Below are 11458 nucleotides of genomic sequence, written 5' to 3'. Positions count from 1 at the left end.
CCACCAGCCATAACCGCTGCCATTACAACTGAACCACCTGTTGAAACAGTTGCTGCAAGAGTTCCTGTACCAAAGATATAAGCCGCTTTGTTGAAGGGACCGCCCATATCAATAGCCATCATACCACCTACAACGAGTCCAAGGAGGACAGCTGAACTACCAGATAAGCCTTCTAGGAAACTATTCAAGCCAGTATTGATAGCTGCCATTGGAATATTCACCAACAACATCAAGAAGCCAGTTAGCAAGGTTCCCAACAATGGATAAAGTAGAATGGACTTGATACCCTCAAGCGATTTTGGAAGACCACTCAAGGCTTTTTTAAGGAAGTTTACAACGTAACCTGCAAGGAAACCACCCACTAGGGCTCCAAGGAAACCAGAAGGTACACCAGCAAGTGCAAGAGTTGCTTTCCCACCTTCTGCAAATGGAATTTTACCAAAAGCAAGACCTGCTGAAGCCATACTACCTGCTACAAAACCTGGCGCTAAACCTGGTTTTTCAGCAATAGAATAAGCGATATAACCAGCAAGTACAGGAAGCATAAAGCCAAAGGCCAAGCCACCAATATTCTTAAACATAGCTGCCAACTCATGATAAGTACCGAGATTTGCCAATTGATCTTTTGGTACTCCCATTGCTTGGTCAATCAAGAATGCCACCGCAATCATGATACCACCGCCAATAACGAATGGAAGCATTTGGCTAACACCACTCATTAAGTGTTTGTAGAAACCGCCTGCTGCATTCGCTGAAGAGGACGCAGCTGCTTTATTGGCTGCATGATATACTTCTGCTTTTCCTGACAATGCCAAGTTAATCAACTCTTCTGTCTTACGAATACCGTCAGCAACTGGGCGGTTAATCAATGGCTTGCCGTCAAATCGATCCATTTCCACAGCTTTATCAGCCGCAATAATAACCGCTTTTGCTTTTTGAATATCTTCTGCGGTCAGTTTGTTTCCGATACCACTAGCACCGTTGGTTTCAACCTTGATACCAACTCCCATTTCAGCCGCTACCTTTTGAAGAGCTTCTTGCGCCATATAAGTATGTGCAATTCCCGTTGTACATGCTGTTACCGCAACAAGGAAATCACCATCTTTGGTTGCCGGTGCTACCGTTGTAGGTTCTGCTGCTTTTTCAGATGCTTGGTCAAATAATGCAATCACTTCATCTGGTGAAGTTACTTGACGAAGTTTGTCTGCAAATCCATCTTTCATCAGGTACTGTGACAATTCTGCAAGTGCAGCCAAGTGAGTATCGTTCGCTCCTTCTGGTGCAGCAATCATGAAGAACAAATCTGTCGGTTGCCCGTCTAAACTTTCATAATCCACACCTTTGTTTGATTTTGCAAAAAGAACGGTTGCTTCTTTGACTGCCGCATTTTTACTGTGTGGCATGGCAATCCCGTCGCCCAAGCCTGTTGACGTTAAAGCTTCACGAGCCAAGATTCCTTCTTTGAATGTTTCAAAATCTGTCACATAACCACGGTCAACTAAACAATGAACCATTTCATCAATAGCAGCTGTTTTTCCAGTCGCTTGTAAATCAAGCAACATTACATCTTTTCTCAGTAAGTCCTGAATCTTCATATTTTTTCTACCTCTACTTTTTCATACGTTTTATTAATGAAATCGGCTGTCGCCAAATCATCAGAGAAGGTTGTTGCAGTTCCGCAAGCTACTCCCCACTTAAAAGCTTCAACAGCATTTCCTGAACGAACAAATTCACCAGTAAAGCCTGCAACCATTGAGTCACCAGCCCCAACAGAATTTTTTACGATTCCTTTGATTGGCTTTGCAAAATATGCTCCGTCCTGAGTCACCAGCAAGGCACCGTCACCTGCCATAGAAATAATGACATGTTGGGCTCCCTTGGCTAGAATTTCACGAGCATATTTCTCAATCTCATCCAGCTTTTCCAGCTTCACTCCGAAAATATCACCCAGTTCATGATTGTTTGGTTTGACCAATAATGGCTGAAATTCCAGTGAATCAATAAGTGTTTGTCCCTCGAAATCACAAACGACTTGTGCTCCAGTTTGTCTCGTCAGGCTAATTAACTCTTTGTAGACGACATTTCCTAAATTTTTATTGCTTGACCCTGCAAAGACAACTGTATCTTTCTCTGACAGCCCTGAAAGAATATCTTTTAATGCTGCCAATCGCTCTGGTGAGACGGTCGGACCCGTTCCATTGATTTCTGTCTCAGCATCTGCTTTAATCTTGACGTTGATACGCGTATCCTCTAACACTTGAACAAAATTAGTCGCAATCGCTTCATTTTCCAAGGTATCAGTAATAAATTTTCCAGTAAAACCACCTATAAAGCCAGTCGCTGTGTTATCAATTCCCAAACGTTTGAGCACACGACTGACATTGATGCCTTTGCCACCAGCAAATTTATCATCGCTTTCCATACGATTCACGCTTCCAACATTGACCTTATCCAAACGAACAATATAGTCAATAGAAGGGTTAAGCGTAACAGTATAAATCATACTTCAATAACCTCCGTTTTTTCTTTTATCTTTTCCAATTGCTCATTGGCACATGCACTCGTAATAATGCTAGCACGTTTGATAGGGGCGACTTTCACGAAAGAGGAATGACCGATTTTTGAAGCATCAGCTAAGATGTAGGTCTGCTTGGCGTTTTCAAGAATCGCTCGCTTGACTGCTCCTTCGTCCATATCAGGCGTTGTATAGAAATTTTCATCAATTCCATTCATACCAATAAAAGCTTTATTGAAATTCAACTGACCGATTTGGTTCAAAGCAACACCACCGATACTAGCATCTGTTGAGCTTTTGACAACTCCTCCGATAATAACCGTTGGAATGTTTTTCTCAACTAACTTTGTAGCATGGTGAATGGAGTTGGTTACAACCGTCATATGTTTGCTTGAAAGCTCATTGATTAACAATTCATTTGTCGTTCCAGCATCAATAAAAATAACATCCTGTTCTTGTATCAATTCCGCCGCTTTTTGAGCAATTCGCAATTTATCTTGAACGTTTTTGATAGATTTTTCTTGATTGCTTTCTTCCTCTTGAAGGAAATGAATGCTTTCTGCTCCACCGTGAATCCGGCGCAGCTTTCTTTCATCTTCCAATTCGTCTAAATCTCTACGAACTGTTGATTCAGACGTATTTAACAAACGAACTAAGCTATCCAGAGAAACAACTTGATGATGATTGATTTCCTCTAAAATTACCTGTTTGCGTTCTGATTTTAAGATAGACCTCACCTCTTCCTGCAATCGTTTACAGATTTATTATACACCAATTCATTTCAAAGTCAAGCATTTTCTTTCAAAAACTATCACTTTTTTAATAAAACAGCAAAATGCAATAAGAAAAGGCTGAAATTCGCATTCAACCTTTTCTTTTCTATACTGTTATACTGTAGCTTTGATTGCTGCTTCAACAGCTGCTTTTTCTTTGTCAATCAAATCAATACGAGCGGAAATTTCTTTGATTCCCATGCTGATGTTACGGCTAATTGCCAAATCAGATAATTGTGGTTCAAAGAAGGCCTTGTATTCTGCCAAGCGTTCACGCGTTTTAAAGATATTTGCTGGATAAATGACAAATTTGTCAAAGCTCATATCTCCGCCAAGAGCTGCCTTAATCCAATCCCAATTGTCACGCGCCCAGGTCCAGACAGTTCCTTGTGTGAAATCATGTTGTAAGAAAGTAAAATACCAACTCATTGCTAAATCCTGTGGTTTCACAACATCTTTATTTTTCCATTCTTCTAAAAGATGCGCTAGAGTTGCTTCATTCTTCGTATAAGATAGAGCAGAAGCCAATTGACGTTGGAAGTTACCGTCAACCGTTGTAATGTAGGTTGATAGATATTGATCGGTCAATTCTTTTGTCTCATGGTGTTTGATTTGGTTAATCAAAATTTGCAAGCGAGTGGCTGCTGGAAGTTTTTCCATGTTTTCTTGGTAGGTTTCAAAGATTTGGCTCGCTTTTTGGCTCGCTTGTTCATCATCAGCTGCAATCATATTTGCCACAACGATTTGACGTACCAATTCATCTTCATCTGTTTCACCGTCTTTCGCTTCAAAACCAAGTCGGTCAAAGTTAGCTTGATTCAGCTTAACGAGTAATTTTTTAAAGGCTGCCTCTGTTTCTGTCCCTTCGTCCACAAAAGTCTTCAAACTAGTTAGCACAGACTTCACTGCAGATACTACAAGATAAGATCTTTCATTGGTCAATTTTTTAACCACTGGAATCAAGTCTGCAAATGAAACGAAACCAGCTTCAGCCAACAAACGACGTTCTTGCACCACTTGCAACTTACTTGTATTATCCAAGTCCGTAATAGTTGCTAAAATATTATCCAACAATTCCCCTTGATAATCAGTAATGTAATGCGCCGTATTTTCTGTATTGAAACGAAGTGCTCCTTCATTTTGAGCTGCAAGAGCTGCATAATTTGGAATTTCAAGAGTTTCGGTTTCTAAAGTATCTGGAATACCAGTCCAATTGCTATTTAACGGTACAACCCATAGACGACCTTTTTCTTCTTTTTCTCCAATAAAGAATTGTTTTTGAGAAATTTTGAGAGTGTCATTTTCCACAATCGCTGTCAAAACAGGATAGCCTGGTTGTTCTAGCCACGAATCCATAAAGGCTGCTACGTCACGTCCTGAAGCTGCACCTAGAGCATTCCATAAATCACGACCAATTGTATTACCATATTGATGTTTGGCAAAATAAGCATTCAAGCCTTTTGCAAAATCTTCATCTCCTAGCCAACGACGAAGCATGTGCATGAGACGGCTTCCTTTGGCATAAACAATCGCTGGGTCAAACAAGGTATTGATTTCATCTGGGTGTTTGACTTCCACATGGACAGATTGAACACCGTCAGTTGCATCCCGTTTTAGAGCCAGTGGAACGCCTCCTGTTTGGAAGTCCTCAAAAATGTTCCAAGTTGGCTCAATAGCGTTCACACAGACATATTCCATCATATTGGCAAAACTTTCATTGAGCCAAAGGTCATCCCACCACTTCATTGTAACCAAGTTACCAAACCATTGGTGAGCCAATTCGTGAGCAATCACAAGAGCTACTTGCTGACGGCTTGTAACAGTTGAGTTTTCATCTACTAAAAGATAAACTTCACGATAAGTGACCAAGCCCCAATTTTCCATAGCTCCTGCAGAAAAGTCTGGCAAAGCTACATGCAGAGATTGAGGAATCGGATATTTTACCCCGTAGTATTCTTCATAAAAATCAATAGAGCGAACTGCAATATCTAAGGCAAACTCTAAGTTTGAAGCAGGGTGGGCTTTAGTAGAGTATACCCCCACCAAGGTGCCATTCTTCGTTTTTGCTGTAACGCCTTGCAAATCACCAGCCGCGAACGCCAAAAGATAAGACGACATGCGAGGAGTCGTTGCAAACTTCCAGATGCCAGTTGCTTTTCGATTTTCTACATCGACTTCTGGCATGTTTGAAAGTGCGACTTCTCCCACTTCTTGGTCAAATTTCAAAGAAAGATCAAACGTAGCTTTTGCTTCTGGCTCATCTACACTTGGAAAGGCTTCACGTGCAAAATGACTTTCAAATTGAGTAGAAAGAACTTCTTTTTTGACTCCGTCAACGGTATAGTAAGAAGGATAAATCCCCGTCATATTATCTGTAATTTTACCTTTATAAGTCAGCGTTACTTCAACAACTCCTGCTTGACCAAGCTCAACGTAAACTGCTTCATTTTCATTATCTACAGAGAAAGGACGAGCTTCGCCAGCTACCTCAACGGATTGGATTGTCAAATCCTTTTGATGAAGAGAGATTTTTTCTCCCTTTGCTTCCCCGCTAATGCTGACCTTACCTGTGAATGTTTTTTGCTCCCGATTCAAATCTAAAAAAATATCATAATGTTCTGGAACAAATGTTTCAATAAAATGTGCAACTGCTTGCATGTATGTCTCCTTAATAATATAATCTGTAACTATTGTAACATAATTCACGTGTCCTAACACAATTTCTCTATCGTTTTCCTCATTTTGTGATAAAATAGAAATACGTTACTATTTTAAGGAGAAATCATGTCTGAAATTTTTGATATTACGATTGTTGGTGGGGGACCTGTGGGTCTTTTTGCTGCTTTTTATGCTCATATGCGTCAAGCAAAAGTAAATTTGATTGATTCGCTGCCTCAGCTCGGTGGACAGCCAGCCATTCTCTATCCTGAAAAGAAAATTCTGGATGTTCCTGGTTTTATCAATCTAACAGGTGAAGAATTGATTGAGCATTTGATTGATCAAGTAAAAACATTTGAAACAAGCATACATCTCAATGAGACTGTATTAGATATTGAAAAAAACGATGAATTATTTACCTTAACAACTAGCAAAGGAAAACACATCTCAAAAGCCATTTTGATTGCTATGGGAGGTGGTGCTTTTAAACCACGTCCGCTGGAGCTAGAAAATGTAGACCAATTTGAAAACATTCACTATCACGTGTCAAATATCAATCAATACGCTGGGCAAAATATTGTTGTTCTAGGCGGTGGTGACTCTGCTGTTGATTGGGCATTGGCTTTTGATAAGATTGCACCGACCAGCATCATTCACCGCAGGGATAATTTCCGTGCTTTAGAACACAGTGTCAATGAGCTAAAAGCTTCTACTGTCACGATTAAAACACCATTTGTCCCAAGTCAACTTATAGGCGATGGAAACAAACTCACTCATCTTGAGATTACTAAAGTGAAAAGCAATGAAACAGAGCTCTTGCCGCTTGATCAGCTTTTTGTCAATTATGGCTTCAAATCATCTGTTGGAAACTTAAAAAAATGGGGACTAGAACTCAATCGCCACAAGATTATCGTCAATAGCAAACAAGAAACTTCTGTCGCAGGTATCTATGCTGCTGGAGATTGCTGTAGTTACGACGGAAAGATTGATTTGATAGCCACAGGACTAGGCGAAGCTCCTACAGCTATCAACAATGCTATGAACTATATCTATCCCGACCAAAAAATACAGCCAAAACATTCGACCAGTCTTTAAAAAGCAAAAAACATGAGGTTCTCTTTTGAAGAACCTCATGTTTTTATATGTGCTTATTTCACACTATCCATTTTTTCTCGGCAAGCCTTTTCGATGAGGTCAAGTTTTTCAACACTTTCCTTTTCGTCTTTACCAATTGAATAGATGTATAGTTTGATTTTAGGTTCGGTCCCTGACGGTCTGAGTGCATACCATGAACCATCTTTAAAGTAATATTTCAAGCAGTTTTGTTTTGGAAAATCAAGATAGCCATCTTTAAAGTCAATCACTTTTTCAAGTTCCATTGCTCCAATTGTTGTCAACGGATGTTCTCTAAATTCTTCCATCATTCGAGCGATTCTCTCTTGACCTTCTACACCTTCTAACTCAAGAGAAACTTGTCTTTCATTATAGAAACCAAATTCTGCATAAATATCATTTAAAACATCTAACAGAGTCTTACCCTGTTTCTTAAAGTAAGCAGCCATCTCCACGATCATCATAGAAGCACTGACAGCATCTTTATCTCTAACAAATGTTCCATAACAGAAACCGATACTTTCTTCGTAACCGAAAACATACGTTTTTTCTTTAGTACGATCATATTCGTTGGCTTTGCCACAAATATTTTTAAATCCAGTCAGGGTTTCTACTGTTTCAATACCATATTTCTTCGCAATCGCTCTAGATAAATCACCTGTAACAATAGATTTCACCATGACAGGATTTTCAGGTAAAATATTGAGAGCAGAACGTTGTGAGAAAATATAATAAGAAAGCAAAGCACCAATCTTATTTCCGTTTAAAAAGACATAATCACCGTTTGCATTTCTTACTTCCAGCGCAACACGATCGCAGTCTGGGTCATTGGCAATCAAAATATCACAATTATTTTCTTTTCCAAGCTTTTCAGAATAGGCAAATGCTTTTGGAAATTCTGGATTGGGATAACCAACTGTTGTAAAATCTGGATCAGGAAATTCTTGTTCCTTTACGACATAGATATTTTCAAATCCTCTTCTTTTTAAAATTTCTCTAACCGGAATATTTCCTGTACCATTCAAAGGCGTATAGCCAACCTTGATAGATTTATCAACATCTTCATTGATTGTTAGATTGAGAACTTCGTGGTAGTAATCTTCTTCGACAGATGGATCAATATAATTTGCAAGACCGCTTTCCAAGGCTTCTTCAAAAGGAATGGATTTGATGTCTTCAAAATTCACAATTTCATCCATATGACCTGCAATTTGTCCTGCAATATCATCTAAAATCTGTGAACCTTCTTCCCAATACGCTTTATAGCCATTGTATTCTTGTGGATTATGGCTAGCCGTTACCATAACTCCTGCTTTACAGTGCAATTTTCTAATTGCATACGAGCACATTGGCGTAGGATGAATGCCATTGTAAATATATGTTTTGATTCCGTGTGCAGCCATAATAGAGCATGTTAGTTCAGCAAATTCTTTTGATTTGTATCTAACATCATAGCTGATTGCAACACCTCTTTTAACAGCCTCTTCACCATGATCTTTTAGTGTTTCAGCCAATGCTTGTGCTGCTTTCCTACCATATATTTATTCATGCGGTTGGTACCAGCACCCAATTTCCCACGAAGACCAGCTGTTCCAAATTCAAGTCCCTTATAAAATCGATCTTCAATTTCAGCTTCATCATCCTTAATAGATAACAAATCAGCTTTTGTTTCTTCATCGAAAAAATCATTGTTTAGCCATTGTTCATAAACTTCTTTGTAGTCCATATAACGACTCCTTTTAATATATTATTTCTCAATAATTCCATTCTATACTACCTTTTCGTTTTTATCAATCCTTTTTCCAATTTTTCTTTAAAACGCTTGCAGTTTTTTGTTTAAAACAGTTATTTATATGTAAACTTCACAGATTTTATCTCTCTGTGGGTGATTGTTGATTAGGTAAATTTTAATCAATAAATTGAATATCATTCTCATCTAATGCAAGAATATCCTGATAAGCAACATCTAGCTTAGATAATAGATCAACAGACTCAACGTAATGCGCATGTAAAAACAAGACTGCAGGATGAACTTTCTCGAATTCATAGTCTGGTTCCTGCTAAAGCTTGATATCATAGTAGCAATATTACAGGAGACATATTAGAAACTACTTAACTTGTACTAATTTGTCTTGATAATTTTCTTCAATAGCTTTTGCAATAAAATCTTTTTTTATTTTTGTAATAAATCTAATATCATTAAACAAGTGAAAAATAGTTGAAATATATCCCCCAATATCAACCTTTTTCACCAAATCTCCAGCTCCTCTCTTTACTGTAATAAGTACAATACCAGCATTTACCAAAGACGCTATGCTTTCAGAAATTATAATAACTTTTCTTGTTCTCACTTCATGTAAAGTTACATTTTTCTTTAGTGATTGAAGTAACTGATCTTTAGTTATCGTTTCGTTATTCTTTTTATTTTCTTCGCAAATAATCGTAATTCTGTGAGCAACAGAAATTACGTAATTAATCATCTCTGCTAATGCTATCTGAACTCCGACTGATCCCCAAAAATCCAATTTCGCATAGTCTATTCCTGACTCACATAATTCCTTGATAATATCCGAATCTACCAACAACTGCAAAAATGGTAAGCTTAATCCTTCTTTCGAATACTCGTCAGATTTAATATGGTAGGCTTGCTTAATAAATGCTAGACCTATTGTTGCCTTTGATTTTTTATATCTTTTTACCGTATATTCAAACATCTTTATCGGATTTGCCTCAACTATAGCAGCTGGCTTACCCGATGTGTCCTTTCCTACATGTAATGTACGAAATGCATTGTCTTTTCCAAGTGACATAGTATTTGTTAAAATATTACAAGTTCCAAATAAATAACCCAACCAAGGATCATGTCCTAATGTCTTGGCTCTATGATTCGTTCCGCTAAGCTTCACATTAAATTTTCTTGTACCACTCACCACATCGTATGGAACATGATTTATATCTGCTATTTCTTGAAGTGAGGCATGATAATATCTTGAGCCCTTTGTTTTGTCGCTCTCCGCCTTATTCTTCATAGTACTTGCTTTTGTCTTTATCATATACAGATTTCTTAGCCTCATCAGCGGTAGTATTGTGTGACGGTCTATCCTTCTTATTTTTGAACAAATCAAAATTAACAGAGGGTTGTAAGAATTGACGAATCATTTGCAATACTACTGCAATAAGAATAAAAAGAGCATCAGTTTTATTCAAACCTGTTTGACTTTTGAACTCACTTTCATTATCATCGTATTCTTTCTCAAGTTGAGCCAGATCCTCCTCAGATAACAAATCTTCCATTCTTAAAATCGTATCATACCCTTGGCTGTTAACATACTCTACTAAAGAGGCATAATTCTATATCTCAGGAAGTATATTAATTGATTCGACAACCGCTTCGCTACCAGTCATCTTCTTATGAGTATCCATAAGCTGTTCTGCAAAATCACTAGAATGATCAGCCATAAATTTCATGACCATTATCATCTCTTTTTCTCTATAAGAAATCATATTTATGTCTCCTCATTCAAGGCCTTATTGATTACAGATGCTGGGCAATTTATAGCATTCAAGAGTTTAACTAAACAATTTATCTGCCTTTCTAACTCTTGGTTTTCAGTATGCATTTTATTATATGCATCAAACAAAAAATCTACTTTTTCTTCCAAGTCTTTTTGTAATTTATACTGCTTCAAAATAACTTCGTTATATTTCAAAATTCTCTTATTTACATCTACATTAAGAAAATCATCAATCTGTATTGAAATATCTTATGCAAATTTCTTTGTTTTTTCTTTGTATTCAGTGAATTTATTACTCATATCTTTATGTATTATTTCATCTAATTCTGTTACACGCTGTTGTAAATTAGAAATCCAAATGGTAAGTTTCTTTTTTCCTTCTTCAAGTTTCTTCTTTTGCCTCATTGATTCTTGGTTATCTTTTTGATATCTTTTTACTTTTGCATTCCTTAACATTTTTAATGCGAGTGGCAATGCCAATGCTGGAATCGATACAATATTTAATCCAGTAATCATTCCTAATCCCAGTCCGCCAACTGCCATTGTCCCTCCAGTAGCTAGCCCGATGGAAAACATTCCTGTGGTAACCGAAGTTCCTACTGCTGCTGCGACCGTTCCCCGACTATGGATGCATAACTCATATATTTTTTTGTAACATCTGATTCCTTATTTTCGAGATTTTTAACCAATGAGGGTAAGGATGATTCTTTTAGTTCCACTGGTTTAGAAATAGAATTAAATATAAGATAAAATTTCTGTTGCATCATCATCAGCTTGTTGATATGCCTCTAAAATAGCTTCAATAGTTTCTGTACTCTTTTCCATATTCTCCTCCACATTTTTACTATTATGCATTATACTTATAAAAGTAGACACATTTAGAA

Annotated in this window: 10 protein-coding genes and 1 pseudogene; 1 reads left to right on the top strand and 10 read right to left on the bottom strand. The window is 37.6% G+C overall.

Translation table 11 applies throughout. The features are described from left to right. The 4 genes from HMPREF2887_RS07235 to HMPREF2887_RS07220 all read right to left on the bottom strand — a co-directional run. Positions 1-1595, bottom strand: a 1595-nt coding sequence (locus HMPREF2887_RS07235) for a PTS fructose transporter subunit IIABC (protein WP_261673876.1), incomplete at its 3' end; no start/stop codon positions are given. Continuing rightward, positions 1592-2503, bottom strand: a complete 912-nt coding sequence (pfkB, locus tag HMPREF2887_RS07230; protein ID WP_021001843.1) for a 1-phosphofructokinase — start codon at positions 2501-2503, stop codon at positions 1592-1594. The genes HMPREF2887_RS07235 and pfkB, both read right to left, overlap by 4 nt. Beyond that, entirely contained in the window at positions 2500-3243 is a 744-nt protein-coding gene (locus HMPREF2887_RS07225) for a DeoR/GlpR family DNA-binding transcription regulator (protein ID WP_041784124.1), read from the bottom strand. Before HMPREF2887_RS07225 ends, pfkB begins: the two co-directional genes overlap by 4 nt. A 159-nt stretch (positions 3244-3402) precedes the next feature. After that, positions 3403-5946: a M1 family metallopeptidase gene (locus tag HMPREF2887_RS07220; protein WP_057489705.1), complete on the bottom strand. Its 2544-nt coding sequence runs from the start codon at positions 5944-5946 to the stop codon at positions 3403-3405. 126 nt (positions 5947-6072) lie between these two features. Between HMPREF2887_RS07220 and HMPREF2887_RS07215 the strand changes: the two genes are divergently transcribed. Continuing rightward, on the top strand, positions 6073-7041 hold the full coding sequence (locus HMPREF2887_RS07215) for an NAD(P)/FAD-dependent oxidoreductase (protein WP_057489706.1): 969 nt from the start codon (positions 6073-6075) through the stop codon (positions 7039-7041). A gap of 53 nt (positions 7042-7094) precedes the next feature. Here HMPREF2887_RS07215 and HMPREF2887_RS07210 read toward each other — a convergent pair. The 6 genes and pseudogenes from HMPREF2887_RS07210 to HMPREF2887_RS10550 all read right to left on the bottom strand — a co-directional run bounded on the left by HMPREF2887_RS07210 (position 7095) and on the right by HMPREF2887_RS10550 (position 11117). Beyond that, positions 7095-8785: pseudogene (locus HMPREF2887_RS07210) on the bottom strand (phospho-sugar mutase). 382 nt (positions 8786-9167) lie between these two features. After that, positions 9168-10088, bottom strand: coding sequence for a hypothetical protein (locus tag HMPREF2887_RS10565; RefSeq protein ID WP_235044310.1), 921 nt, complete (start codon positions 10086-10088; stop codon positions 9168-9170). Beyond that, entirely contained in the window at positions 10078-10353 is a 276-nt protein-coding gene (locus HMPREF2887_RS10560) for a hypothetical protein (RefSeq protein WP_021001849.1), read from the bottom strand. Before HMPREF2887_RS10560 ends, HMPREF2887_RS10565 begins: the two co-directional genes overlap by 11 nt. A gap of 57 nt (positions 10354-10410) precedes the next feature. Then, entirely contained in the window at positions 10411-10563 is a 153-nt protein-coding gene (locus tag HMPREF2887_RS10555; RefSeq protein ID WP_232043643.1) for a hypothetical protein, read from the bottom strand. A 2-nt stretch (positions 10564-10565) separates the two neighbouring features. Continuing rightward, on the bottom strand, positions 10566-10769 hold the full coding sequence (locus HMPREF2887_RS07195; protein WP_051148118.1) for a hypothetical protein: 204 nt from the start codon (positions 10767-10769) through the stop codon (positions 10566-10568). A 54-nt stretch (positions 10770-10823) separates the two neighbouring features. After that, positions 10824-11117 carry a hypothetical protein gene (locus HMPREF2887_RS10550; protein ID WP_232043644.1) on the bottom strand — a complete coding sequence of 98 codons (294 nt, stop codon included), beginning with the start codon at positions 11115-11117 and terminating at the stop codon, positions 10824-10826. Positions 11118-11458: the final 341 nt, after the last annotated feature.

This window comes from Streptococcus sp. HMSC071H03 (genome assembly GCF_001813035.1).
GTDB classification, from domain to species: Bacteria; Bacillota; Bacilli; order Lactobacillales; family Streptococcaceae; genus Streptococcus; species Streptococcus anginosus.
Note: the sequence above shows the minus strand (reverse complement) of the source record. Positions and strands in the feature narration are given on the sequence as shown.

Excerpts from the sequence above, each read along its gene's own strand:
- HMPREF2887_RS10560 (WP_021001849.1), bottom strand. The coding sequence starts at position 10,353 with ATGGAAGATTTGTTATCTGAGGAGGATCTGGCTCAACTTGAGAAAGAA.
- HMPREF2887_RS07215 (WP_057489706.1), top strand. The coding sequence starts at position 6,073 with ATGTCTGAAATTTTTGATATTACGATTGTTGGTGGGGGACCTGTGGGT.
- HMPREF2887_RS10555 (WP_232043643.1), bottom strand. The coding sequence starts at position 10,563 with ATGATTTCTTATAGAGAAAAAGAGATGATAATGGTCATGAAATTTATG.
- HMPREF2887_RS07220 (WP_057489705.1), bottom strand. The coding sequence starts at position 5,946 with ATGCAAGCAGTTGCACATTTTATTGAAACATTTGTTCCAGAACATTAT.
- pfkB (WP_021001843.1), bottom strand. The coding sequence starts at position 2,503 with ATGATTTATACTGTTACGCTTAACCCTTCTATTGACTATATTGTTCGT.
- HMPREF2887_RS10550 (WP_232043644.1), bottom strand. The coding sequence starts at position 11,117 with ATGGCAGTTGGCGGACTGGGATTAGGAATGATTACTGGATTAAATATT.
- HMPREF2887_RS10565 (WP_235044310.1), bottom strand. The coding sequence starts at position 10,088 with ATGAAGAATAAGGCGGAGAGCGACAAAACAAAGGGCTCAAGATATTAT.